The sequence below is a fragment of the Nonomuraea montanisoli genome, assembly GCF_013363975.1.
GTDB classification, from domain to species: domain Bacteria; phylum Actinomycetota; class Actinomycetes; order Streptosporangiales; family Streptosporangiaceae; genus Nonomuraea; species Nonomuraea montanisoli.
In genome coordinates this window covers 593374-617580 of record NZ_JABWGN010000003.1, presented here as the reverse complement: position 1 = coordinate 617580, position 24207 = coordinate 593374, and the positions used below count along the sequence as shown (strand labels likewise).

19 protein-coding genes and 1 tRNA gene are annotated in these 24207 nt (G+C 74.1%); 8 read left to right on the top strand and 12 right to left on the bottom strand.

Features of this window, described 5'->3' with window-relative positions; all coding sequences use genetic code 11:
• Positions 1–31 precede the first annotated feature (31 nt).
• The 7 genes from HTZ77_RS09670 to HTZ77_RS09640 are packed head-to-tail and all read right to left on the bottom strand — an operon-like array spanning position 32 to position 8685.
• Complete coding sequence (locus tag HTZ77_RS09670) at positions 32–859, bottom strand: glutamate ABC transporter substrate-binding protein (protein WP_175589129.1); 828 nt, start codon at positions 857–859, stop codon at positions 32–34.
• Entirely contained in the window at positions 856–2289 is a 1434-nt protein-coding gene (locus tag HTZ77_RS09665; RefSeq protein ID WP_175589128.1) for a hypothetical protein, read from the bottom strand. Before HTZ77_RS09665 ends, HTZ77_RS09670 begins: the two co-directional genes overlap by 4 nt.
• Positions 2286–2966 carry an FHA domain-containing protein gene (locus HTZ77_RS09660; protein WP_175589127.1) on the bottom strand — a complete coding sequence of 227 codons (681 nt, stop codon included), beginning with the start codon at positions 2964–2966 and terminating at the stop codon, positions 2286–2288. Before HTZ77_RS09660 ends, HTZ77_RS09665 begins: the two co-directional genes overlap by 4 nt.
• On the bottom strand, positions 2966–4258 hold the full coding sequence (locus tag HTZ77_RS09655; protein WP_175589126.1) for a vWA domain-containing protein: 1293 nt from the start codon (positions 4256–4258) through the stop codon (positions 2966–2968). The genes HTZ77_RS09660 and HTZ77_RS09655 overlap by 1 nt, the downstream gene beginning before the upstream one ends.
• Positions 4251–5108, bottom strand: coding sequence for a PP2C family protein-serine/threonine phosphatase (locus HTZ77_RS09650; protein WP_175589125.1), 858 nt, complete (start codon positions 5106–5108; stop codon positions 4251–4253). The genes HTZ77_RS09655 and HTZ77_RS09650 overlap by 8 nt, the downstream gene beginning before the upstream one ends.
• Complete coding sequence (locus tag HTZ77_RS09645) at positions 5099–7435, bottom strand: serine/threonine-protein kinase (protein WP_175589124.1); 2337 nt, start codon at positions 7433–7435, stop codon at positions 5099–5101. Before HTZ77_RS09645 ends, HTZ77_RS09650 begins: the two co-directional genes overlap by 10 nt.
• Positions 7432–8685, bottom strand: coding sequence for a hypothetical protein (locus HTZ77_RS09640; protein WP_175589123.1), 1254 nt, complete (start codon positions 8683–8685; stop codon positions 7432–7434). The genes HTZ77_RS09645 and HTZ77_RS09640 overlap by 4 nt, the downstream gene beginning before the upstream one ends.
• A gap of 176 nt (positions 8686–8861) precedes the next feature.
• Between HTZ77_RS09640 and HTZ77_RS09635 the strand changes: the two genes are divergently transcribed.
• The 3 genes from HTZ77_RS09635 to HTZ77_RS09625 are packed head-to-tail and all read left to right on the top strand — an operon-like array spanning position 8862 to position 10797.
• A complete protein-coding gene (locus HTZ77_RS09635) occupies positions 8862–9020 on the top strand; it encodes a hypothetical protein (RefSeq protein ID WP_175589122.1) in 159 nt (52 codons plus the stop codon).
• A 32-nt stretch (positions 9021–9052) separates the two neighbouring features.
• A complete protein-coding gene (locus tag HTZ77_RS09630) occupies positions 9053–10327 on the top strand; it encodes an amylo-alpha-1,6-glucosidase (RefSeq protein WP_175589121.1) in 1275 nt (424 codons plus the stop codon).
• The gene (locus HTZ77_RS09625) at positions 10324–10797 is read left to right on the top strand and encodes a hypothetical protein (RefSeq protein WP_175589120.1); all 474 of its coding nucleotides are present in this window, start codon (positions 10324–10326) and stop codon (positions 10795–10797) included. The genes HTZ77_RS09630 and HTZ77_RS09625 overlap by 4 nt, the downstream gene beginning before the upstream one ends.
• A gap of 157 nt (positions 10798–10954) precedes the next feature.
• On the opposite strand, the gene HTZ77_RS09620 is transcribed toward HTZ77_RS09625, so the two are convergent.
• The gene (locus tag HTZ77_RS09620; RefSeq protein WP_175589119.1) at positions 10955–11266 is read right to left on the bottom strand and encodes a YtxH domain-containing protein; all 312 of its coding nucleotides are present in this window, start codon (positions 11264–11266) and stop codon (positions 10955–10957) included.
• A gap of 126 nt (positions 11267–11392) precedes the next feature.
• On the opposite strand from HTZ77_RS09620, the gene HTZ77_RS09615 reads away from it, so the two are divergent.
• Positions 11393–11464: transfer RNA gene (locus tag HTZ77_RS09615), tRNA-Asn, on the top strand.
• Positions 11465–12338: 874 nt separating this feature from the next.
• Here the strand turns inward: HTZ77_RS09615 and HTZ77_RS09610 are convergent.
• On the bottom strand, positions 12339–12863 hold the full coding sequence (locus HTZ77_RS09610; protein ID WP_175589118.1) for a hypothetical protein: 525 nt from the start codon (positions 12861–12863) through the stop codon (positions 12339–12341).
• A gap of 674 nt (positions 12864–13537) precedes the next feature.
• Between HTZ77_RS09610 and HTZ77_RS09605 the strand changes: the two genes are divergently transcribed.
• On the top strand, positions 13538–14671 hold the full coding sequence (locus HTZ77_RS09605) for a nitric oxide synthase oxygenase (protein WP_175589117.1): 1134 nt from the start codon (positions 13538–13540) through the stop codon (positions 14669–14671).
• Positions 14672–14716: 45 nt separating this feature from the next.
• Entirely contained in the window at positions 14717–15490 is a 774-nt protein-coding gene (locus HTZ77_RS09600; protein ID WP_175589116.1) for an enoyl-CoA hydratase-related protein, read from the top strand.
• A 62-nt stretch (positions 15491–15552) separates the two neighbouring features.
• Here HTZ77_RS09600 and galK read toward each other — a convergent pair whose 3' ends face one another.
• Entirely contained in the window at positions 15553–16677 is a 1125-nt protein-coding gene (galK, locus tag HTZ77_RS09595) for a galactokinase (RefSeq protein WP_175589115.1), read from the bottom strand.
• A 44-nt stretch (positions 16678–16721) separates the two neighbouring features.
• Between galK and HTZ77_RS09590 the strand changes: the two genes are divergently transcribed.
• Positions 16722–17585, top strand: coding sequence for a 1-aminocyclopropane-1-carboxylate deaminase/D-cysteine desulfhydrase (locus HTZ77_RS09590; RefSeq protein ID WP_175589114.1), 864 nt, complete (start codon positions 16722–16724; stop codon positions 17583–17585).
• A gap of 24 nt (positions 17586–17609) precedes the next feature.
• Here the strand turns inward: HTZ77_RS09590 and HTZ77_RS09585 are convergent, their stop codons facing one another.
• Both HTZ77_RS09585 and HTZ77_RS09580 read right to left on the bottom strand, forming a co-directional pair.
• Positions 17610–18281 (bottom strand): DUF6766 family protein, encoded by a 672-nt coding sequence (locus HTZ77_RS09585; protein WP_175589113.1) that lies wholly within the window; start codon positions 18279–18281, stop codon positions 17610–17612.
• Between the two features lie 102 nt (positions 18282–18383).
• Positions 18384–18773, bottom strand: coding sequence for a hypothetical protein (locus tag HTZ77_RS09580; protein WP_175589112.1), 390 nt, complete (start codon positions 18771–18773; stop codon positions 18384–18386).
• Between the two features lie 136 nt (positions 18774–18909).
• Between HTZ77_RS09580 and HTZ77_RS09575 the strand changes: the two genes are divergently transcribed.
• Positions 18910–24159, top strand: coding sequence for a tetratricopeptide repeat protein (locus HTZ77_RS09575; RefSeq protein ID WP_175589111.1), 5250 nt, complete (start codon positions 18910–18912; stop codon positions 24157–24159).
• Positions 24160–24207 lie beyond the last annotated feature (48 nt).

Genomic DNA, 24207 nt, shown 5'->3' with positions numbered 1-24207 from the left:
CGAACCCCCGGGCCCCTCGTACGTGTGACGGCTACGAGCACCCCTCGAACTGGGGGACCGCCAGCGTGGACAGGTTCAGGCCCGCCTTGCCGAACCAGTCGTGCAGCAGCCGCGAGGCCGTGCCGTCCTGGTACATCTCGGTGATGGCCCGGTTGACCTCCTCGCAGCCCTCGACGTCGCCCTTGCGCATGCCCACCCCGGTCCGCTGCTCGTTGAACTGGGCGTGGGCCAGCCTGAGGCCGGAGCCGTCCCGGATGGCCAGGCCGGCCAGGATGACGTCGTTGGTCGTGATGGCGTCCACGCGGTCCTGCTTGAGCGCCGCCAGGCACCCCGCGTAGTCGGGGAACGGCACCACCTGCGCGGCGACCTTGCGCTCGGTGACCACCCGCTGGGCGGCGTTGGAGCCCTTCACCTCGCAGATGCGCCGCCCCTTGAGGTCGCGCACGTTGCGGATGCCGCCCTCGTCGGGCCGCACCAGGATGTCCTGGTAGGAGATGTGGTACGGCCCGGCGAACAGCACCTTCTGCTTGCGGTCCATGCTGATCGTGTACGTGGCCAGCACCAGGTCGGCCTTGCCCGAGGTGATGGCCTGCTCGCGCTCGGCGGCGAGCACCGGCTTGAAGCGGACGCCCTTGCCGAGCTTGCGGGCGATGTAGCGGGCCACGTCCACGTCGAAGCCCTCGAACGTGCCGTCGGCCCGGCGGAAGCCCACCGACGGCAGGTCGGGGCGCACCCCGATGACGATCGTGTCCGCGTCGAGGACCGACTTCCGCCCGCCCGCGGCGCACCCGCCCGCCAGCAGCCCGGTGACGGCCAGCAGGGCGGTCAGGCCGAGCGCGACGGGGAAGATCCGCTTCATCGGTACTCCTTCAGCCGGGGCCAGACACCCGCGAGGATCAGCAGCGCGATGCCGCCGATCGCGAACGGGAGCAGCCGCCACAGGTCGTCCAGCGCCCGCTCGCCGTCGCCGACGGCCCGCCGGAAGGCGTCCTCGTGGCCGCGCGACAGGGCCACCAGGGCGCCGTCGTAGGTGTCGAACGCCTGCCGGACCTCCCCGAGCCGCGCCGCCACGGCGTCGTCGGCCCGCCCGGCCGCGGCGAGCGCCCGGAAGCCGGTGTCGGCCCGCTGGAACGCCTGGTAGGCGCTCAGCGTCCGCTCGCCGTCCTGGCCGCCGAGGCGGTCGCCCATGAGGCCGAGGTAGCCCGTCCTGGAGGCGGTCACGGCGGCGTGGTAGGCGTCGAGGTTGCCCGCCGGCAGGTAGAACACCGTCTGCGCCTTGTCCAGATAGGTGTGCTCGTAGGTGTCGGCCCGGACCTTGTCCAGCAGGTAGCGGCTCTGGTCGCCCTGCATGCTGTTGCTGATCGCCCGGGCCCGCGCCACGTTGAGCACCGGGTCGAAGCCCTGCGTCTTGGCCGCCCGCAGGTCACGCTCGTCCTGCCCGAGCACGCTCGCCCCGGCCACGAGCGCGACCGCCGTGGCCAGCGTGGCCGCCAGCAGCGCGAGCCCGAACACGCGCCGGAAGCGCCGCGCCAGGTACACCTGGAGCCACACCAGGCAGGCCAGCGCCACCAGCCCGGTCACGATCACCACGACCCGCAGGGCGGGCACGACGACGCTCTTCTCGTCGTACGTGCGGCGCACGATCGTGCCGCTCTCCAGGGTCAGGTTGTACGCCTGGGGGAGCAGGACCAGCCGCATCAGGTCGGTGGCCTGCCGGTAGACCGCGACGACCCGCTCCGGCGGGGCGCCGGCCGGGTGGCGGGCCTGGGAGTCGAGCAGCAGCGCCTGCCCGACCAGCCGCTCGTAGCGGCCGAGGCCGTCGAGCACCGACTGGACGGTGCGCCGCTCGGCGGGATCGTCGCCGGACAGCTCGAATGCCTTCATCAGCGCGTCGTCGGCCTCGGAGCGCCGCCGCTCGTAGCGGGCCAGCGCCTCCTGCCGCCGTTCGCCGTACCCCTGGCCCATGAGCAGCGCGTCGGCGATCTGCGCGTCCATGTCGCTCAGCCCGAAGTACAGGCCGGCGGTGGCGAGCACCTGGGGGCCGGCGTCGCGCCCGATGACGCGCAGGCCGTCGCGGGCGGCGGCGCTGCCCACCGCGAGCGAGCCGAACAGCAGCGCCAGGGTCGTGACCGTGACACCCGTGATGACCTGGATCCTGCGGGGCACGCTGCGGCGCCGTGGCGCGGGCGGCCGCACCGCCGGGAGCGTGCCGACCGGGGCGGGCGGGGCGGACGGCGAGGAGGTGGACGGCGGCGGGGCGGACGGCGGCGGTGCCTGGACGGTGGTCACGGCGTTCCCTCCCTGATCGTGATGACCGTCCACGCGCCCACGTGGATGCGGTCGCCCGGCCCCACCGGGACGGGCACGTTGACGGCGACCGGCTTGCCGTTGACCCGCGTGCCGTTGGCGGAGCCGGGATCGACGAGTGTCCAGGACCCGTCGTGCTGCGCGAGCAGCACCGCGTGCAGGTGCGAGACGCCCGGGTCCTCCGGCGGCCCGGTCAGGTCGATCTCCGGCTTGACGGGGCGCTTGCTGCTGCCGCGCCCGATGCGCACCTGCTCGCCGGCGAGCGGGAAGGAGCGTTCCGGGCAGTACGGCGGGAAGGCGATCGTGTGCGCGTCGGGACCGCCCTGGCCGACGACCTCCTCGTAGTAGGCGCGGTCGGCGCCGGTGACGGCCTCCCAGCGGGCCGCGACCACCGGGACGCGGGGCGGCGCGCTGCCGGAGTAGTCGTGGCCGCACACCTCGCAGTACTGGCCGGCGCGCGGCGTCCGGCAGACCGGGCACTCCTCCACCGGCCCCTGGCCCGCCCCGGAGGGCGCGGGCGACCCGCCCGGGGCGGCGGGCGGAGCGCCGGGGGAGCCGGCTGAGCTCGGGGCGGCGCCCGGGGAGCCGGCCATCCGGGCCCCGCAGACGTCGCAGTAGTCGTCGTCGCCCGAGGCGTGTCCCTGCGGGCAGGTGGCCATCAGGAGCCCTCCCCGCCCTGCCGCAGCCGGCTCGTGCGGACCGAGCCGGTGTCCAGCTCGATCTCGTCGGCCTTGTCCACGTTGCGGCGCAGCCGCGCCGTGCCGTCGCGCGGATCGACCTCGACGACCTTGTCCAGCAGCCGCGCCGTGTCCTCGCGGCCCGACTCGGCCGCGATCTGCCGGGCCTTGGCCAGGCGGGCGGTCGCGACGTCCACGTGGCCCGCGGCCCGCGCGCTCAGCCCCTCCTGGATCAGCTCGTGCAGCTCGGCCTGGCCGGTGTAGTGGGCGACCTTGCCGTTGATCCGGGTGGACTGGGCCAGGTCGTCGGTCCACTGGGCGAGCACGTTGCCGCTGGCCAGCACCTCCTGGGTGTCGGGACGCACCAGCTTCACCCAGCCGGCGCGGATCTCGGTGCCGATCTGGCCGGGCGGCACCTCCACGCACAGGTGGTACTCGCGCTCCTCCGCGCCCCACGAGCCGGTGGGGTAGTCGCCGGTCAGCGGGTTGACGTCGGCGCGCTTGCCGGTCAGGTCGAGCAGCGTGGGGGAGACCTGCTTGACGAACGTGAGGGTCGCGGTCTGCGGCACCCACACCCGCAGCGCCAGCTCGGCCACGGTCTTGCTCATCGACTCCTGGGTGATGCGGTTGAAGAAGGCCGACAGGTCGCTCTGGTTGCGGACGAAGTCGAACGTGCCGAGCAGCGCCTCGGACACCTTGCGCAGCTCGGCCGGCACCCAGTCGGAGCCCACGCCCAGGCTGTCGCACACGAACCGGCCCGAGCAGGCCGACAGGGCGCGGGCGAAGGCGTCGCTGCTCTCGTTGTTCTGCCCGTCGGTCATCAGCAGGGCGTGCCGGATCGCGTCGGGGTGCGCGTCGAGCAGGTCGCGGGCCAGCAGCAGCCACTCGCCGATGGACGTGCCGCCGTTGGCCGACAGCCGGCCGATGGCGGTCTGCGCCTCGGCGCGGGTGGCGCGCGAGGCCCGCGCCATCGTGCGGCCGCGCGGGTAGATCACGCGGGCCGTGTCGGTGCCCGCGATCACCGCGAAGTTCACGCCGTCCCGCAGCGCCTGCACGGCGCTCGCGGCGGCCTGCCGCGCCTCGCGGATCTTGCCGCCGCTCATGGAGCCGGACGTGTCCACGATGATCACTTCGGCGGCCTCGGCCGGCACGGACGTCGTCGTCGTGACCGTCCCGGTGGAGGAGACGGTGAGGATGGCGTGGACCTCACGCCCGTCGAGCGGCAGGTACTTGTTCTGGTCGATCTGGAGCGTGAAGGCGGGCTGGTCACCCATGCTGTCCTCCTAGGGGGATCAGGACGATGGTCACGTTGTCGTGGCCGCCGCAGCCGAGCGCGTGGCGCAGCAGCTCGCGGGCCAGGTCGAGGGGGCGGCCGTCCGGGTGGACGGCCGTGCCGGGGACGGTGTGGCCGTCCAGGTAGCGCCACAGGCCGTCGCTGCACACCAGCAGCGACCCGGGGCCGGGCGGTTCGAAGACGCGGACGCTCGGCTTCCAGTCGCCGGCGTCGGCGCCGAGCCACGCGGTGATCTCGCCGGTGGACGTCGCGTGGTCGTCGGTCAGCCGCACCGCGCTCACCGGCCCGGCGCCGTGCGGGAGCCAGTAGACGCGCGAGTCGCCGGCCCAGGCGAGCGTCGCCCGGCCTCCGGCGACGACCGCCGAGACGTACGTGCAGGCCGGGGCGTCGTCCGGGGAGGAGCCCAGCTTGGCCACGGCCTTGCCCGCCAGCGCGAACGCCTCAGCCGGGCCCGTCCCGCGCGCCAGCGCCGGGGCCGCGATCTCCACCGCCACGGCCGACGCCTCGTCGGCGCGCGGCGAGCTGCCCACGCCGTCGCACACCACCGCCACGGTCACGTCGCCGGCCTCCAGCAGCGCCATCGCGTCCTCGTTGCGGGCCCGGCGCAGCCCCTTGTGCGTGACCGCCGCCGCGCCGCCGGGCAGCGTGAGCTCCGCCTCGTCCCTGCCGGTGGGCTGACGCAGCCCGCACCGCTCGCAGTAGCCGTCGGCGTCCACCGCCTGCGCCCCGCAAGCGGCGCAGGCCGGGGCGCCCAGCTCGTGGCCGCACGCCTCGCAGAAGGCGTGCTCGGCCAGCACCGGGGCCGCGCAGAGGGGGCAGGTCACAGCCACGTCCGGGGGCGTACGGCGTTGGCCCGGTCGATGAGGTCGTGGCGTTCCTGCCGGGTGTCCGCGGCGACGGCCAGGCGGCGGAGGATGCCCTCCAGCCGCTCGCGCAGGCCGCGGTCGGTGAACGGCGCGCCCGCCACGGTGAGCCCGCCCGGCGCCCCGGCTCCCGCCCCCGCCCCTGCGGCGGCTCCTGGCCCCGCGGCGGCTCCCGGTGGCGCGCCCGAGGCGCGCAGCCACGCCAGCGCCGCCTGGAGCAGCTCGGCGGTCATCGCCTCGCGGCGGCGCGGGTCGAGGTCGGTCAGGTCGTCCAGCCGGTCGGCCGCCGCCGCCGGCTCCTCCGGGCGCAGCGCCTCGGGCCGCGGCGCCCGCGCGACCGACGCGACCAGGGCGAGCTGCGCGGCCACCCGGTGCGAGGACGTGGGCGGCACCTCGTCCAGCACCGCGGTCCGGCCCGCCCGGGCCAGCCCGAAGGCCGCGCTCACGTACCCGTGGTCGGTCCGCCACACGCTGTCGTACCAGGGGGAGGCGTCCTTCCCCGAGCACTCCAGCGCGAAGGCCAGCGCCAGCTTGGGCGCGCACTCGCCCGGCAGCGTGGACAGGCACGCGTCGAACAGCGGCACGGCCCGCGCCGCCTGCCCGAGCGCGAGCTCCCGCACACCGCGATACCAGGTGATCCGCCAGTCGCCGGGCAGCGCGCGCTCGGCGTCGTCGAGGGCCTGGGCGGCCCCCTCGGAGCCCTGCTCGGCGAGCAGCCGGGCCCGGGTGAGCCAGGTCTCGGGGGTCTGCGGCATCGCCGCCACCTGCGTGACGAGCTGGGCGGGGTCGCGCCCGACCAGGCCCGCCAGCGCGCCCGCCGCCGGGTCCTCGGGGTCGGCGAGCGGCACGGGCAGCGCCGCGGCCGCCGCGTGGGGGTCGAGCGGGTCGAACACCCGGCCGGTGTCGGCCGACAGCGCCGCGCCCGCCGCGAGCCGTTCCGGGCCGAACAGCGGCGACAGCGCCGGGTACGGGCGGCCGTCGGCGAGCGCGCTGACCTCGCGCAGCACGCCGACGAGCTGCGCCTCCATCTCCTCGGCGCTCTGGAAGCGGGCGGCCGGGTCGGGGGCGGTGGCCCGGCGCAGCAGCCGGATGAACGACTCGGTGCCGAAGCTGTCGGGCAGCGGCGTCTCGACGCCGTTCCTGGCCGGGCTGAACGACGGGATGGCCATGACCGCCAGCGTCCGCCCCACCGTGTACAGGTCGGAGGCCACCGACGCGGGCCGGGTGTCCAGCTCGGGCGCGTGGTAGCCGAGCGTGGCCCACGACGAGCCCGGCGGGGAGCCGACGCGCTGGACCGCGCCCAGGTCGATGAGCCTGAGCTGCTTGCCGACCCGGATCACGTTGGCCGGCTTCAGGTCGCAGTAGACCAGGCCCTGCTCGTGCAGGTACGCGAACGCGCGCAGGATCTCGCGGCCGTACATGAGGGTCTCGCGCAGCGGCTGCGGCCCCTGGCGGCGCAGCTCGTGCAGCGACTGGCCGCCCACGTACTCCATGACGATGTAGTCGAGGCCGGCCTGCCGCTGGAAGTTGAAGATCTTGACGATGTTGGGGTGGTCGACCGTGGTGAGGAAGCGCCGCTCGGCCTCGGCCGCCGCCAGCGCCTCGGCGTCGGCGGTGTTGAGCAGGCCCTTGAGCACCACCCAGCGGCCGTCGAGGTTCTCGTCGGCGGCCAGGTAGACCCAGCCGAGGCCGCCGTGCGCCAGGCAGCCCAGCACCCGGTACTGGCCGCCGACGAGGTCGCCCTTGGCGAGCTTGGGCGTGAACGAGAACTCGCGCCGGCAGTGCGGGCAGAAACCGGCGCTCAGCCCCGGCCGGCCGTCGCGCGAGCGGCCGATCGGCTTGCCGCAGTCGGGGTTGGAGCAGAAGCGCTTGTCCTCCGGCACCTCGGGGTTGGTCATGACGGCGGCGGCCGGGTCGCGGTAGGGCACCGACGGCAGGTCGGCCAGCTCGGGCAGCGCTCCCGCGCGGGAGCGGCCGGTGCTGACCGGGCCGGTGAGCGGGCGGCTGGGGGTGGGGGCGTCGTAACCGGGGGAGCCGCCGGACGGGGACGGCGCGGCCCCCGAACCGGCCCCTGAGCCCGTCCCCACGCCTGCGCCGGCCCCTGAGCCCGTCCCCGCGCCTGCGCCGGTCCCCGCGCCCGTCCCGGGTGTGCCCGCCCCGTGTGCGCCCGTGCCCGCTCCGGTCCCGGCGGACGGCCCGGATAAGGGGGCCGCCGCGGTCTCGGGGTGGCCGCACAGGTCGCAGTAACCGTCCTCGATCGTGCCCGTGCAGCCGGGCTGCCGACATCCGCTCATCGGCCACCTCCATGGATCGCGCGCTGGTACAGGTCGACGGCCTCGGCCGCCTTCGTCAGGTCGCAGGGCGCGGTCCACAACAGCAGCCGCGCCCGCTCGTAGAGCCGGATCGCCTCCGGGTCCTCCGCCGTGCCGCTGCGCACCGCCTTGGCCTGGCAGGCGCCGAGCCGGCCGCGCAGCTCGTCGCGCCTGCCGAGCAGGCCGTACATGGCCGCGGCCGTGGCCCGCGCCTGATCGGCGGCCTGGCGCGCCGCCTGCTCCAGGGCGGCCAGCCGCCGGGCCCGGGCGAGCCAGTCGTCGGCGGAGGCGTCGAGCAGGGCCAGCTCGTCGCTCAGGGGGTCCACCCGGCTCCGCGGCACGGCGCTCGCCGGCAGGGCGATCTTCACGACCACCGCGCCGTGGGCCAGCCGGGCCTCGCTCTCGGCGGCCCGCACCCTGTCCAGCGCGGCGGCCAGGTCCTCGCGCCGCCGGCCGTACTCGCGCCTGGCCCGCAGCGCCTCCTCCAGGTCCGTGCGGTGGGCGGCGAGGAGGCGGTCGATCCGGTCGAGGTCCTGGGGGGACGGCGGCGCGCCCAGGGGGTCCTCCAGGACGGACGTCCGCAGCCGCCTCAACTCCCCGGCCACGCCCGCCGTCTCGGGAGCCTTCGCCACGCCCGCCGCCTCGGGGGTCCCCGCCACATCGGCCGGTTCCGGGGCGTCCGCCTGCGCGGGCCCGCCGGATTCCGGCGCGTCCAGCTCCCGCCGGAGGGCGGTCACCTCGCGTAACAGCGCGTCGGCCGCGTCCAGCCGGGGCAGCGCCGCCGACCAGACGGCGTCGATGTCCGCCAGCACGTCCGTGACCTCCTGGAAGGAGGCGTCCATGCGGGCCACGGCCTCGTCGAGGCTGAGCCGCTCGTCCTGCTCGGGCAGCAGCGAGCGCTGCTCGACCGGCTTGACCGCGGCCTTCAGCACCACGGATGGACCGGCCAGCAGGCCCGTCAGGACGGCGAGCTGCTCCGAGCCGAGCCGCCCGCGCGACGCCCTGATCTGCTCGGCGTCGCGCAGGACGCCCCGGTAGGCGTCGTACAGCGTCCACAGCGCGGTCAGGGCGGCCTGGCCGGCGCCCCAGCGGCGCTGGGTGAGGCCCCGCAGCGGGGCGCCCTTGAGGAGTTGGTAGGTGGTGTGTGATTCGAGGTCGAGCAGGTGCCCCGAGATGCGGTCGCGCTCCTCGGCCCGGGCACGCAGCGCGTACTCGGCCCCTTCCCTGCTCATGGGTGGTCCCAGGCTCATCCCGCTCCCCCTGAAGAGGGTCCCCGATCCCCCGCTTTTACCGGCTTAACGGGAGGCGTGGTGGGTTGGTTCCGGCAACTGGGGGAGGTCCCTGACATGACCCTGATTGAACCCTGTGTCACCTGCAAGACGCTTAAAGGATCTTTTATCGTCAAAGCATGGGACGCATTCTTCTGATCGTCGCGGCCGTGCTCGCCGCGCTGGTGCTCATCGGCCCGCTGCTGGGTCTCGCCTTCACCCTGCTGAAGTGGGGCCTCATCGTCGGCCTCGTCGCCGCAGGCGTAATGCTTGTGTCAAAGTGGACGAAGAGGACATAGCTTCCGAACGCCGGGCGGCGCATAGTAAATGAATGGATGCGCGGCCAGCGGTCGACGACGCCGCGCTCGGGCGTGAGGCGCTGTCCGTGCTCGACGCGAACTGGACGGGGACCGCCACCGTGCCCGCGCCCGGCCTCTACCCCCACCAGTGGAGCTGGGACTCCGCGTTCGTGGCGATGGGCCTCGCCCGGCACCGCCCCGAGCGGTCCCGCGCCGAGCTCCTCAGCCTCCTCGCCGGGCAGTGGGCCACCGGGATGGTCCCGCACATCGTCTTCCACACGCCCGAGGCGTACTTCCCCGGGCCGTCCGTCTGGCGCTCGCACGACCACGACGCGGCGCCCCGCGTGCTCACCTCCGGTCTCACCGCGCCACCCGTCCACGGGCTCGCCCTGTGGTGGATCTACCGGCACACCGGGGACGTCGAGTTCGTGCGGCGCGCCTTCCCGTCGCTGGTCGCGCAGCACCGCTACCTCGCCGCCGCCCGCGACCTCGGCGGGGGCGGGCTGGCCGCGATCGTCCATCCCTGGGAGTCCGGGATGGACGACAGCCCGGCGTGGGACCAGCCGCTCGCCGCCCTGCCCGAGATCCGGTACGGCTACCGCAACCTCGACCTCGACGAACGCCACCCCGACAGCGACCACGACCGGTACGTCTGGCTCGCCCTGCGCTACCGCGACGCCGGCTACCGGGCCGAGTACCTGCGCGAGGACCACCCGTTCGCCGTCGAGTGCCCGCTGTTCAACGGCATCTGGCTGGCCTCCTGCCAGGCGCTGGCCGAGCTCGCGCCGCTCGTCCGCGCCGACCCCGCCCCGCACGCCGAGCGGGCCGAGCGGATCCGGAGCGGCCTGCTGGAGCGCCTCTGGGACGGTTGCTTCTATGCCCGCGACCTGCGTACCGACCGGCTCATCCCGGTCTGCACGGTCGGCGGGTTCGGGCCGCTGCTCGACCCCTGGCTGCCCGCCGAGCACGTCGGCGCGCTCGTCGACGTGCTCCAGTCGGCCCGCTTCATGGGCGCGACCGGCTACCCGGTGCCGAGCTGCGAGATCCGCGCGTCCCAGTTCGACCGCACCCGCTACTGGCGCGGGCCCTCCTGGGTGAACACCAACTGGCTGCTGCGCCGCGCCGCCTCCGTGCACGGCCTCGGCCCGCTGCGCGACCAGCTCACCGGCGGCACGCTGCGCCTCGTCCGGCAGGCGGGCTTCCGGGAGTGCTTCGACCCGTTCGACGGCAGCGGGCGCGGCTGCCGCGACTTCTCGTGGAGTGCCGCGCTCACCCTCGATCTGCTCGCCGATAACGTGGGGACATGAGCCTGCTGCGCCGCCTGCCCTCCGACGTCCGCAAGTCCCTGGCCACCGAGCCGGGGGAGCGGGTGCTCACCTTCGCCGGGTCCGACGGCGGCTACGTGGTGGCGACCGACCGCGCGCTGTTCCTGTCCGACGGGACGCGGGTGCCGTACGAGACGGTCGACAAGGCGTCGTGGGACGAGGAAGGACTGCGGGTCCTCACCATGGACGGCGCCTGGCACCGCGAGCGCATCGCCGAGCCGCGCCTGCTGCCCGAGACCGTGCGGGAGCGGGTCAACTCCACGATCATCGTCAACAAGCACGTGTCGCTGCCGGGGCGGGGCGGCGTGCGGCTGGTCGCCCGGCGCCGGCCGGGCGGCGACATGCTGGGCTGGACGCTCGTCTTCGACGACGGCCTCGACCCCACCGACCCCGGCCTGCGGGCACAGGCCGAACAGGCCCTGGAGGGCGTACGGCGGAGCATGGGGGTCTGAGGGGGGACCTCTCAGGACCCCGGGGACCTCGGGGATCACGGGCAGAGGGCCCGGGGCGGGCGCGTGGGCGGCCTGGAGGGGCCGCCGCACACGCCCGTCGATCTCCCGGAGGACCGGCCGTCCGGCGACCGGTGCGCGCGGGGACGCGCCCGTCCGGTCAGTAGGGGATGCCGGTCTCGTCGGGCTTCTTCTGCCGCAGGGTGTCCTCGGGCCAGCCGGTGCCCGAGTCGTGGTCGTGGCCGCCCAGGAAGGGGATCTTCTGCTGCAGCGTTCCACCGACCCGGTCGCGGGCCACACCGGCCACCTTCGACACCTGCGCGCCCATGACGCCCGCGGCCTCCTGAACCCTCGGGTCGTCGGCCACACGCTGGGCCATCTTCTTGATCTGCTCATACCGCTCGCGGCCCGCCCGGCTGCCGAGCACGTACCCGACGGCCAGACCGACGGCGAATGTCATTCGATATCGCATTTCGCACCTCCGCTGCCTCCGGGCCTACCCCGATGACGATGCGACACGCACTCCAGGAGTGCGCTAATCTAGTCCTGCGCCGAACGGAAGGGGCCGAAAAGCCCGCCGATCAGCGCGAACGAGCGATCCCGCGTAGCTCAACGGCAGAGCAGCCGGCTGTTAACCGGCAGGTTATAGGTTCGAGTCCTATCGCGGGAGCTGCGGTCAACCAAGAGGTTGGCAGTTCAGGCCCTCTCACCGGCAACAGGTGGGAGGGCCTGAGTCGTTCCGGGAGCCACTACCCGGTTTGATCACCGTTGCCGGAGACGGCATCCATGTACGATGACCGGCCTGATCCGGTGCCGGTAGACGGTCTGCGTGGTGGTGGGCGTCGAGTGGCCGACAAGATCGGCGATGCGTTCCACTGAGACATCCCCGTCGCTCAGGATGGACACGAAGGAGTGACGGAGCTCCCGAACCTTCCAGCGGTTCCGGTGCCCGCCCTTCTTGTGATCACCAGTAGGCCCCGCAGCACACGCATGGGGTCGAGCAAGGTCCCATCGTCGCGAGTGAAGACAAGACCGTGGTCCCCGGTGTCGTTGGAGTTCGTCGACCACGAGGGCGGGCAGGGCCAGGGCTCGTCGTGACTTCTTGGTGTCGACGGCGCTCCAGAGAAACTTGCGGGCCTCCTCGGGCGGATGCCGGTCAAGAGCGATGTGATGACGTACGCACCGAGCTTCTCGCCCTCACAAGCTCTGAGGAGCGCCACGGCCTGGTCTCGACCGCCCCTCTTGCCCTGACGGGGTCTCGCGCAGGGCCGAGACGTTACGGCCGACGAGTTCGCGCTTCTCGGCCATCCGGATCGCACGGGTCAGCAGTCCGTGGATCTGGATGATTGTCTTGGTGGGGAGGCTACGGCTCTTGAGCCCATGCGTGAGGAAGTCCTCGACGGCATCGTTGACCCGGTAGTCGGCCTTGGTCTTGATCCCCTTCTCGGCCTCATGCCGGAGCTTCTTGACCTTTGGCGCCGGCAGTTTGCCTGCCTGCTTCCGCTGTTCCTCGACAGAACGGTCTTGCCACTTGCGAGGCAGGACTACCGATGTCTTGCGACGAACGCGTCGCCCTGCGCCGTCGAAACCGAGGGAAACAGCAGCGATCCACGCGCGTTCTTGCTCGCGTCGAAGTAGATCAAGGCGGCCCCAAGAGCCGCACTATTTTTCTGGATCTCAAAAGTGCTGAGAAGCGTCACTCGTGGCCTTGACGACAACGGGGTCCTCAAGGAGCGCGGGCCATATCTGAAGGTAGTGGTCGTCGACGGCGTCTTCCGTGCCCTCCAGGTCCGGCCGGGAGAGGAGGAAGGGGGCACAATTTCCACGATGTCTTCGTAACCAGCGGGATCTGCCCCGGGGTCATGGCCGGCAATTGTCACGGTGAAGTTGGCCGGACCCCACTGGTGGGTGATGTGGAGGTTAACGCATCCCTGCTCAACCTCGATGAATCCAACGGACTGAGCCGGTGTATCGGCATATCCGCCGGGTTCCTTGTCCAACAGATGAGCGATACCACAATCCTGAACTTCGACCGTCAGACGTACGGTGCGGGTCTCATTGTTGATCATGATGGAAAGCGTGAACGCTACCACCGACAAGATTGTTCGGAGTCCCCGCGAGTGGGTCCTGCGTCGCAGCCGTGATTGGCTGAGCCACTCCAGATGAACGAACGTGAACAAGTCTGGACTCGGGCGACCCGACCGACCTCACATCCGGACCCCGTGACCTGATCCGCACGGCGGGAAGCTGGTTCGAGTCCTCTACCTGGAGACAGGTCAGGGGGCCTGAGTCGTTCCCGGAGCCCCCACGTGGTGGACTCGGCGCCGGTGGCCGGCCCGCGTGGTGGGGGGCCGTGGCGATGCCGGCGTGTTCGGCGGCGCGAACCTCAAAGCGTCCCGGGCGCTCACGGCGGCAAGCTGCAGCGCGCCCGAGCGACTGGTGGGCGCGCCATCCACCTGGCGGCACGCGACGTGGAGCGACGAACACGGCCACGGCGCCTCAGGGGCGCCTCGACGCACCTCCACACCCGTCAACCCGCCGAGCGGGAGGCCGATGGTTCACGCTTTGTAGCGGTAAGGTCACACCTTCTTGCATTTGCCGTGACAAGGCACGGGTGAGCCGCCAGGATGGGGTGGCCGCGGACAGGCCGACGGGCGGTGCGGAGAGGGGCGCCGCCGGCAGGAGCGTGCCGCCGACCCGGAATCGGCGGGGTGCTCCGTGAGAGAGAAGTGCTGGTTTCTGCGTGCGTACCTGGATCAGATCTCTCCGTCCCTTCGACTCGATCGCCGTGCAGACGCTCATCGAGCGGACCATCGACGTCCGCGAGGCCGAGCGCTTCATCAGGCTCTTCCACGCGGAGAACCCCGCCGCGGGACCCCCGCAGGCCCGGCTGCGCGAGGTGGCCGCCGACATCGCCCGGTACGGGACCTACGCGCACACCTTCGCCGAGCTGGAGTTCGGCGCCCGGGTGGCGTGGCGCAACAGCAACCGCTGCATCGGCCGCCTGTACTGGCGTTCGCTGCGGGTGCGCGACCGGCGGCAGGTCACCAGCGCCGAGGGCGTCGCGATCGAATGCGTGGAGCACCTGCGCGAGGCCGCCAACGGCGGCCGGATCCGGCCCACCGTCACGGTGTTCGCCCCGGACGTGCCCGGCCGGCCCGGGCTCCGGATCCTGAACGAGCAGCTCATCCGCTACGCCGGATACCGCACCGCCGACGGGCGGGTGGTCGGCGACCCGCGCCAGGCCGACTTCACGGACCTGGTCAGGGCGTCCGGCTGGCGCGGCGCGGGCGGCCGGTTCGACGTGCTGCCGCTGGTCGTGCGGTCCGGGCGCGGCGGGCCGCTGCTGTGCACCCTGCCGGGTGACGCGGTCCTGGAGGTGCCGATCGCCCACCCGCACTACCCGTGGTTCGAGGAGCTCGGGCTGCGCTGGCACGCCGTCCCGGCCATCTCGGACCTGTGCCTGGAGATCGGCGGGATCTGCTACCCGTGCGCGCCGTTCAACGGCTGGTACATGGGCGCGGAGATCGGCGCCCGCAACCTGGCCGACGTGGACCGCTACGACCAGCTCCCGGTGGTGGCGACCCGGCTCGGGCTCGACACCTCCACCGAGCGGTCGCTGTGGCGCGACCACGCGCTGGTGGAGCTGAACGTGGCGGTGCTGCACTCGTTCGAACGGGCGGGAGTGACGATGACCGACCACCACACCGAGGCGCGGCGCTTCCTCACGCACCTGGCGCGCGAGGAGAAGGCGGGACGCGTCTGCCCGGCGGACTGGTCGTGGATCGTGCCGCCGATCTCCGGCGGGGCGACTCCGGTGTTCCACCGCTACTACGACAATCCGGCGCTCACCCCGGCGTTCGTGCGTCACAAGTGACCCCGCGGCTTGCCTCTCGCGGCTAGAACATGATTCGGTTCACCTATGGACGAACTCGTGCTCTCCTCCACCGACCGGGGTGTGCTGACCTTGACCTTCAACCGTCCCGACCGGCTCAACGCGTGGACGGTCCCGATGGGGCGGCGCTACTTCGATCTGCTGGAGGAGGCCGCGAAGGACCCGGCCGTGCGGGCGATCGTGGTCACCGGCGCGGGGCGCGGCTTCTGCGCGGGCGCCGACTTCGGCACGCTGGACCGGATCCGCGACGGCAGCCACGACGAGGAGCTCGACCCGCGGCCGAACACGTTCCCCACGACCGTCGGCAAGCCGATCGTCGCCGCGGTCAACGGCGCGTGCGCCGGTCTCGGGATGGTCCACGCGCTCGTCTGCGACGTGGTCCTGACCGCCGACGAGGCCAAGTGGACCACCGCCTTCGCGCGCCGCGGCCTGATCGCGGAGTACGGCCTGGCGTGGGTGCTGCCCCGGCTCATGGGGCAGCAGCGCGCCATGGACGTCCTGCTGTCGGCCCGCGTCTTCAGCGGGCGGGAGGCGTACGAGATGGGGCTGGTCAACCGGTCGGTGCCGGGGGAGAGCCTGCTCGCCGAGGCCCAGGAGTACGCCCGGGAGCTGGCGGAGCACAGCTCGCCCGCGTCGATGGCGGTGATCAAGCGGCAGGTCTGGCACGACTGGGAGGTCACGCTGGCCGAGTCGGCCGCGAGCGCGTTCACCGAGATGGTCGCGTCGTTCGGCCGGCCCGACTTCGCGGAGGGCGTCGCGTCGTTCCTGGAGCGCCGCCCCCCGCAGTTTCCCGCACTGTGAGCCGGGCCGTGTGAGCCCGGCTCTGTCGGCCGGGCCCGGTGGGCCGGGCCCGGGCCGGCGGGTCAGGCGCGGCGACTGGCGCCCGGGCTCGGGACCGCGGGCAGGAAGCGCGGGGCGTGCCAGCCCCGCTCCGCGTACGCGGCGGCCACGCTCTCCTGGACGCTGTCGAGACGGTCCTCGGCCACCAGCGCGATCGCCGAGCCGCCGAAGCCGCCGCCCGTCATGCGCGCCCCGCGGGCCCCGCCCCGCACGGCCGCCTCGACCGCGACGTCGAGCTCCGGCGACGACACCTCGTACTGGTCGCGCAGCGACAGGTGGGAGGCGTTGAGCAGCGCGCCGATCTCCGTGACGGCGCCCGCCCGCAGCAGGCCGACCAGCGCCTCGACCCGGTGGTTCTCCGTGACGACGTGCATGGTGCGCTTGCGCTCGTCGCCCTGCAGCCGCTCCAGCGCGCCGGCCAGGTCGGTGACGTCGCGCAGCGCCTCGACGCCGAGCTTGCGGGCCGCCGACTCGCACTCGGCGCGCCGCTTGGCGTACTCGCCGCCCGCGTGCTCGTGGTGCACGCCGGTGTCGATGATGAGGATGCGCAGCCCGTGGGAGGCCAGGTCGAGGGGGATGGTACGGGACCCCAGCGAGCGGCAGTCGAGGAACAGCGCGTGGCCCTCCTGGCCGAGCGCCGAGGCGGCCTGGTCCATGATGCCGCAGGGCATGCCGACGAAGTCGTTCTCGGCCCGCTGCGACAGCAGGGCCAGCTCCATGGGCGTCATGCCGAGGCCGTGCAGGTCATTCAGCGCGCCCGCGACGGCGACCTCCAGGGCGGCGCTGGAGCTGAGCCCGGCGCCCTGCGGCACGTCGCCGTCGATCGCGATGTCGGCGCCCGGCACGGGCTCGCCCAGCCGGTCGGCCAGCACGGCGAGCACGCCGACGACGTAGCGGGTCCAGCCGCGCGCGTCCTCGTGGCGTTCGATCGTGATCGGCTCGCCGTCCGACTGGAGGGACAGCAGCCGGATCGTGTGGTCGCCGCGCGGCGTGACGGCGGCCGTGACGCCCCACGGCACGGCGAAGGGCAGGACGAATCCGTCGTTGTAGTCGGTGTGCTCACCGATCAGGTTGACGCGGCCGGGCGCGTGCCAGACCGTCCGCGGGTCCGCGCCGAACGCCGCGCGGAAAGCTTCAACAACGAGCATAACCAAACACTCCTCAACAATGGCCCGACCGTAGACTAGCGCGCGTGGAGGAGCTGCTGGATACAGGCCTCGGCTCGGTCCGGGTCTTCCTGAAGCGGGACGACAACAAGGCGCGCAAGCTGCGCTACAACCTCGGGCATCCGCGCGTGCTCACCTTCGGCGGCGCCTGGTCCAACCACATCCGGGCCGTGGCCGCGGCGGGGCTGCGCCACGGGTTCGCGACGATCGGCGTCATCCGGGGCGAGGAGCGGCTGCCGCTCAACCCGTCGCTCGCGTACGCGGCCTCCTGCGGCATGACGCTCGCCTACCTCGACCGGGGGACGTACCGGCGCAAGCACACGCCCGAGGTGGAGGCGGCGCTGCGGGAGCGGTGGGGCGACGTGCTGATCCTGCCGGAGGGCGGCAGCAACGCGGCGGCCGTGCGCGGCTGCGCCGAGCTGCCCCCGGAGATCGAGGCCGAGTTCGAGGCCGCGACATGGACCGAGTTCGAGGCCGCGACAGGGACCGGGGCCGAGGCCGGGACCGGCGGCGGGTACGACGTCGTCTGCTGCCCCGTCGGCACGGGCGGCACGCTGGCGGGCATCGCGGCGGGGCTGCCGGCGGGCCGGCGGGCGCTCGGGTTCGCGGTGCTGAAGGGCGGCGGGTTCCTGACGGCCGAGGTGGCGCGGCTCCAGCGCGAGGCGTACGGGCGGGTGTGGGACAACTGGTCGATCGACCTCGACCACCACTTCGGCGGCTACGCCCGTACGACGCCGGAACTGCGCGCCTTCGCCGCCCGGCACGGGGTCGAAGAGCTGTACGTGGCCAAGATGCTGTTCGGGATCGTGGCCCGGGCCCGTGGCGGCGGCTTCGCGCCCGGCACCCGGGTCGTCGCGGTCGTCACCGGCGAGCCCTTCCCACCGAGGTGAGCCGAGGTGAGCCGAGGTGAGGGGTCAGCCCTCGACGCTCGTCGCGCGGTGCGGCGCGCCGACCGGCTTGGACTCGGGCGAGCCGCGCTGGCGCAGGTAGATCGACAGCACCACCATCGACAGCACGGCCAGCAGCTCCGACTGCCAGTTCTGCAGCGAGCGGTTCCAGAACTCCGACGAGGTCACGTACCAGCCCCACGTGACGGGGTCGCGCAGGTCGGTGATCCGCTCGGAGTTGTAGGCCGCCAGCCCCGCCACCGACTGCGCCAGCCACGACAGCACGAAGATCGTCCCCATGACCAGCCCGAGCGAGTTGCTGTACATCCAGAGCCGCGCCCCGCGAGCGCGGGCCCAGCGCGGCGAGTTCTTCTCGGCGTGCTCGCCGACGAGCTGCTCGCGGTCGGCCTCCGGGCCCTCCTCGCCCGGCTGCTTCGACTCGGGCGAGCCCTTCTGCACCAGCCAGACGGTCAGCACGATGAACAGCAGGAACTGGAGGTACTCCGACTGCCAGTTCTCCGCCACGTCGACCGCGAACGACGACGACGTCACGTACGCCCAGACCGACACGGGCTGGAGGCCGTTGACCAGTTGCTCCTCGTTGTAGTGGATCGCCCCCGACCACGCCTGGCCGGCGAGCGCCAGCAGGAACATCACCAGGAACGCCAGTGACAGCGCGTTGTCCTTGATCCACCTCATACGTCCCCCTCAGGCGCGCTCACAGGTGCGCCAGCCCGATCGCGAAGAAGTAGACCAGGCCGATCGTGATCATCGCGAGCGTGAGCCAGAACATCAGCCGCATCAGTCCTCCACCTCGCAGTCGTAGGGGAGGTCGCGCCGGGGCTCGCACCCCGCCGCGGTGACCCGCCAGCCGCCGGAGAAGCGGTGCAGGAACACCGTGTCGCCCGCCATCCGCACCACGGCGTCGTCGCCCCACACCTCGACACCGGTGACCCGGCCGCCCGGGCCCAGCTTCAGCGCGGCCAGGGCCTGGGCGCACGTCTCGTCCGGGTCGGGCAGCTTCTCGGCCGTCGTGGGCGTGAGCAGGGCGCAGGCCGCCGCCTCCTGGTGCGCCGCCACGGCGGTGTGGAAGCGCGCCGCCGCGCGGGCGGGCGAGGCCGTGTCCACACCGCACCCGGCGGTCAGCGCCAACGCGAGCCCGAGCGCGGCCACCGCGAACGGAGATCTCATGGGCCCTCAGTTACCCCGGCGTACACGAGACATGCCAGGCCGTGACGGTCGCGCCGATCGGGCTGGGCCGAAACCGCTGTGACGTGGGTGACACCTGGGTAGTTTTTTCACTCTATTGAGTGACTTGGGAGTCGATATGACGTCAGAACAGCTCGCCGCGGCCATGAAGCGCTGGGAGGAGGGGGATCTCGGCGGAGCCGCCGTGCTGTTCCGGCAGATCGCCGCCACCGGCGACCCGGAGGCGTCCCACCTGCTGGCGTGCCTGCTGGAGGAGCAGGGCGACCTCGACGGCGCGGAGGCCGCCCACCGGTCGGTGATCCAGTCGGGCGATCCGGTGTTCGGTCAGCGCTCGGCCATCGCCATGGGCATGATGCTGGTCGCCGCCCGGGAGTGGCCGGCGGCGTACCGGGTGCTGACGATCGCCTCCGACGGGGCCGACTTCGAGGTCGCCGCGCTCGCCGACACGGCGCTCGTCCTCGTGCTGACCGAGCTGGGCGACGCAGCGGGCGCGACCGAGGCGCTGGAGCGGGCCCGCCGCTGCGACAGCCCCTCGGTGGCGGAGCTGGCCGACCGGCTGGAGCTGCCCGTCTTCGAGTGGGCCGACCCCCGTACGCCGTGGGAGCTGTACGAGCGGGCGGAGGACGAGGAGGACTACCGCGAGCTGCTGATCTGCGGCGACCCGGAGGTGGTGTCGCTGTCGGCGTTCCGGCTGTACCGGATCCACGCCGACGAGGGCGACTTCGCCGCGGCGCGGGAGGCGTGCGAGCACGCCATCGCGGTGGGCCACCCGGACCACCTCACGATGGCGTACAAGCTGCTCGGGGCGGTGCTGGTCGACCTCGGCGAGTACGCGGAGTCGGTGGAGGCGTACGCCAGGGCGGCCGAGGACCCCCGGCCGGACGTGCGCCTGCCCGCCCTCATCGAACAGGCCAAGGTCATCGCCCAGCTCGGCGACATGGCGGCCACGCGGGCGATCTTCGAGCGGGTGATCGCCAGCGGGCAGCGGGACTACGCCCTCGAGGCGCGGGCCTGCCTGGCGCAGCTCCACACCGAGGCGGGCGAGGTGGACGAGGCGCTGGCGGCGCTGCGGGCGGTGTTCGCGGCCGGGGGGTCGCCGTGGGCGTCGGTCAGCGCCACGCTCCTCGGCATGCTGCTGGAGCAGCACCCGGAGCGCCGGCAGCCGATCATCGAGCTGGCCGGGGAGGTCGCCGGGCATCCGGACCAGGACGCCGCGTTCAAGGCCGGGCTGCTGCTCGACCACGACGCCCGGCAGCGGCCGCGCGCCGACCCCGTCGAGGAGCGGGCGCTGCGCGACGTGGACGACGCGCTCGTGCTGCTCCAGGACGGCCGCCTGGCCGAGGCCCGCGTGCTGCTGCGCCGCGCCGCCGACTCGGGCGCGGGCACCCAGGCCGTGCGCGCCATGGTGGCGCTCGCCCAGGTGGAGCTGGCCCAGGGGGATCTCGACCAGGCCGACGAGCTGCTGTCGTACGTGGCGGAGGGCGACGACGTGGTGGGCGGGTTCACGGCCGCGTTCATGCTGCACCTGCTGCGGACGCCGGAGCCCTCGGGGGCGGGGGCGCATCCGGTGCTGCGGGCGATCCTCGACCACCAGCGGTTCGGACGCGAGGAGGGGCTGGCCGGCTACCGGACGGCCATGGAGCACCCCGACCCGGCGGTGGCGGCGATCGCCGCGGCGGTCCTCGCCCAGGTGCTGGCCACGACGGGCTACGACGTGTCGGAGGCGGGCAAGCTGTTCCGCACGGCCGCCGGGGCCGGGGACCCGCTGGCGCTGTCGTACGCGGCGCTGGTCTACCGGGAGATCCTGGAGAGCCGGGGCGAGGGCGGGGAGGCGGTCGAGCTGCTGCGCCGGGCCCGCGCGGAGGGGCACCCGGTGCTCGCCCCGTGGGTGGGACACGCGCTGGGCGGGCTGCTGGACGGGCACGCGGAGGGCCTGGGGGAGGCCCGCCGGGCGTACGGTACGGCGCTGGAGACAGGACACCGGGGGCTGCGGGCGGAGGCGGCGGGGGCGCTGCTGCGGGTGCTGGAGCTGCAGGGGGACCTGCCGGCGGCGGGCCGGCTGCACGAACGCCTGATCGTGGAGGGCGGGGAGGGGCGGGCGGCCCGGCACGCCCTGTTGCTGGGGCTGACGCGGGTCCGGCTGGACGACCTGGAGGGCGCCCGGGCGGCCTTCGCCCTGGTTCCTTCGGAAGGCGCGGTCCTGGGGGAGGAGGCGGGGCTCGGGCGATACGCGCGGTGCCTGCTGGACGGGGATCTGGCCGCGGCGGGACGCGCGCTCGTCCTCCTGTCCCCCGATGACGGAGGGGCGCCGGCCGCGCTGCTCGGGCTGGAGTGCGCGCACGCCTGGCGGCGCGCCGGGCGGGCGGCCGACGCCGACGCGTTGCTCGCCGTCCTGCTGGAGCACGGGCATCCGGAGTACCGGGAGCAGGTGGCGTGCCGGCTCGGCGCGTGGCGGGCGGAGGCGGAGGACTGGCGCGGTGCGCTGACGGCCTGGGAGAGCGCGGTCCGGGAGAGCCGTGGGTCGGCCGTGGTGGCGCTGACCGGCATGGGGCAGGCGCTGCACCGGCTCGGCGATGCGGAGGCGGCGGCCGAGACCCTGTCCCGGGCGCTGGGACAGGCGGCGGATGGGGCAGAGGGCGGCGTCGCGGGCGCCGGTGAATTCGAGGCGGGTGTCCCGGCCGCCGGTGAGGTTGAGGCCGACGGTGCAGGCGTCGGTGAGGTTGAGGCGGGCGTCGCGGGCGTCGGTGAGCCGCGGGCCGGCGTCGCGGACGCGGGTGAGGTGGCGGAGGCCGCGATGCTGCTGGCCCGGGTGCTGGCCGAGCTCGGGCGGGCGGAGGAGGCCCGCGAGCTGCTGGACGCGCTGACCGGTGAGGCGGCCCCGCTGTACCTGGCCGCGTTCCTGCGTGACGCGGGAGAGGCCGCGGCCGCCCTCGCGGTGGCGGAGGAGGCGGCGGGCGCCGTGCCCGAGGAGCTCGCCGGGTGGGCGGCCCGGGTGCTCGGCGCGGCGCGGGCGGCGGCGGGGGACCCGGGCGGGGCTCGGGCGGCGTTCGAGCGGGCCGCCGAGCTGGAACCGGACCTCGCGGGAGAGATCCTGCTGGAGCGTGCTGACGCGCTGGCCGGGGCCGGTGACGAGGAGGGGGCCCGGGCCGCCTGGCGGCGCGCGGCGGAACCGGACGGGAACCCGGTCGTGACGCTCACGGCCCGCCTGAGGCTCGGGCTGGCCACGCCGGAGGAACGCCCCGCGGCCCTGGCGGCCTCCGGCGACGTGGACGCCGCCCTGGCGGCCCTGGGAGAACTGACCGGCTCGACGCCTGCGGCGGGGGAGCCGTCAGAGTGCGACATGGGGGGCGTGCGTGGACGTGATCAGCGTGCGGAGGGCGTCGGCGGTGGCGGCCGGGGTGGTGATGCGGCCGGGGTGAGCAGGGCGTACGCGTTCGTGCTTGAGGTGGCCCAGGAGCTGGGCGGCCGGGCCGGTGAGGCGCTGTACCGGCACGTCGCCGAGCGCGCCGACACCGAGACGGCCGCCCGCGCGCGGCTCGGGCTGGCCGCGCTCCTGTCGGACGAGGGACGCCACTCCCACGCCGAGCTGTGGCTGCTGCCCGTCACCGACTCCACCGACACCGGCCTCGCGGGGGGCGCCCGGCGGGGGATCGGTGAGTCCACCGGTCCCGGGCTCGTCGAGGCCGCGTGGCGGGGGATCGCCGCGGCCCGGCACGGACGGGGTGACCTCGCCGGCGCCGCCGACGCCCTCAGGGCCGCGATGCCCGCCACCGCCGTCGCCCTCGCCGGCGTGCTCGACGACCTGGGCGACCCCGAAGGCGCCGGGCGGGCACTCGCCGCCGGGGCCGAGGCGGGCGACCTCGCCTCCCTGCGCGCCCTGATGGTCCACCTGGTACGCCACGAGCGCCACGAGGCCGCCGAGGCGGAGGCCCGGCGGGCGGTGGACACCGGCGACCCCGAGACCGTCGTCCTCGGCCACCGGGTACGGGGCGCATGCCTCCGGGCCGCGGGTGACCTGCGGGGCGCGGCGGCGGCCTGTCGCGAGGGAATCGGCGCCGGCTCTTCCGCGGTCGGCGTGGACGTCGTGGGCGGTGCGCGGGCCGATCTCGCCGCCGTCCTCGACGAGCTGGGTGACCTGGACGCGGCCGCGCGCGAGGCACGGCTCGCCATGGCCTCCGGTGACCCCGACGCGGTGGCGCGGGCCGGCCTGCTGCTCGGCGCCCGGCTGCGCGACGCGGGCGATCTCCAGGGCGCCGTCGAGGCGTTCGCCGCCGCCGCGGCCGGCCCGGCCGCGCAGGCCCGTGCCGCGACGGAGGAACTGGCGGCGACCGCCCGTCTGGCCCACGAAGGCGGCGCGCACGATCTGGCCGTGCGGGCCCTGGCGGCGATGAGGGAGGACGGCGCGGCGGCGGCGCGCGAGCTGGGCGCGAGCTGCCCGGACCCCGGCGCGGTCCGCGCCTACTACGAGCTGGCCGGCTCCGGCCCGTTCGTCGAGCTGGACGTCGCCGAGCGCCTCGCCGAGCTGGGGCGGACCGCCGAGGCGCGGGCGATGTTCGAGCGGCTCCATGAGCACGAGGACCCGGGCGTGCGGTTCGTGGCCGGGAGCAGGCTGCTCGCGCTGCTCGACGCCGAGGGCGACTCCGACGCCTTCTACAGCCTGGCCGAACGGCAGGCCGGCGACACCGACAGCCCCGCGGCGGGCGTGTTCGGCGGCCTGCTCGGCATGCTGCAGGAACGCCAGGGCGACACCGAGACCGCCCTGCGCACGCTGCGCGAGGCGGCCGCGACCGGCGAGCCCACGGCCCTCGCCCTGCTCGCCCAGGCCCTGGTCGCCGCCGGCGAGGTGGAGGAGGGCCGCAGGACCTACCGGCGGGTCCTGGACGCGGGCGATCCCGACCTGGCCGCCCGCGCCGTGATCGCCCTCGGCGAGACGTACCACGACGAGGACGAGACGCGGGCCCGCGCCTGGTACCTGAGGGGGCTGGACGCCGAGGACGGGCACACGGCGGCCGTGGCTGCCATGTACCTCGGCGCGCTGGCGAAGCGGGCCCGTGACTACCCCGAGGCGCTCGGCTGGTACCAGCGGGTGATCGACGCGGGTGACCCCGAGTCGGGCATGGCGGCGGCGCACCTGGGCGAGCTGTGCCACTGGCTGGGCGACCGCGACGGGGCGCTGCGCCACTACGAGCTGACCCTGACCCTCACGGACCTGCCCGACCTGGTGGCGGAGGCGGCGTTCCGGCTGGGCGAGATCCGGTACGAGCGCGGCGACCTCGCGACGGCCCGCCGCCTGCTGGAGAGGGCCGTGGCCACCGGGGACGCCGTCTTCGCGCCCCGGGCGGCCGAACTCCTGGCGAGGATCGGGTGACGTTGCGATGAATTGATTGACTGCATAGTCTTATCCAGTCACGAAACT

Bases quoted from the DNA above. Each gene is read 5' to 3' on its own strand.
- HTZ77_RS09670 (WP_175589129.1), bottom strand. From the start codon at position 859: ATGAAGCGGATCTTCCCCGTCGCGCTCGGCCTGACCGCCCTGCTGGCC.
- HTZ77_RS09660 (WP_175589127.1), bottom strand. From the start codon at position 2,966: ATGGCCACCTGCCCGCAGGGACACGCCTCGGGCGACGACGACTACTGC.
- HTZ77_RS09655 (WP_175589126.1), bottom strand. From the start codon at position 4,258: ATGGGTGACCAGCCCGCCTTCACGCTCCAGATCGACCAGAACAAGTAC.
- HTZ77_RS09645 (WP_175589124.1), bottom strand. From the start codon at position 7,435: ATGAGCGGATGTCGGCAGCCCGGCTGCACGGGCACGATCGAGGACGGT.
- HTZ77_RS09640 (WP_175589123.1), bottom strand. From the start codon at position 8,685: ATGAGCAGGGAAGGGGCCGAGTACGCGCTGCGTGCCCGGGCCGAGGAG.
- HTZ77_RS09635 (WP_175589122.1), top strand. From the start codon at position 8,862: ATGGGACGCATTCTTCTGATCGTCGCGGCCGTGCTCGCCGCGCTGGTG.
- HTZ77_RS09630 (WP_175589121.1), top strand. From the start codon at position 9,053: ATGGATGCGCGGCCAGCGGTCGACGACGCCGCGCTCGGGCGTGAGGCG.
- HTZ77_RS09625 (WP_175589120.1), top strand. From the start codon at position 10,324: ATGAGCCTGCTGCGCCGCCTGCCCTCCGACGTCCGCAAGTCCCTGGCC.
- HTZ77_RS09620 (WP_175589119.1), bottom strand. From the start codon at position 11,266: ATGCGATATCGAATGACATTCGCCGTCGGTCTGGCCGTCGGGTACGTG.
- HTZ77_RS09610 (WP_175589118.1), bottom strand. From the start codon at position 12,863: ATGATCAACAATGAGACCCGCACCGTACGTCTGACGGTCGAAGTTCAG.
- HTZ77_RS09600 (WP_175589116.1), top strand. From the start codon at position 14,717: ATGGACGAACTCGTGCTCTCCTCCACCGACCGGGGTGTGCTGACCTTG.
- galK (WP_175589115.1), bottom strand. From the start codon at position 16,677: ATGCTCGTTGTTGAAGCTTTCCGCGCGGCGTTCGGCGCGGACCCGCGG.
- HTZ77_RS09585 (WP_175589113.1), bottom strand. From the start codon at position 18,281: ATGAGGTGGATCAAGGACAACGCGCTGTCACTGGCGTTCCTGGTGATG.
- HTZ77_RS09580 (WP_175589112.1), bottom strand. From the start codon at position 18,773: ATGAGATCTCCGTTCGCGGTGGCCGCGCTCGGGCTCGCGTTGGCGCTG.
- HTZ77_RS09575 (WP_175589111.1), top strand. From the start codon at position 18,910: ATGACGTCAGAACAGCTCGCCGCGGCCATGAAGCGCTGGGAGGAGGGG.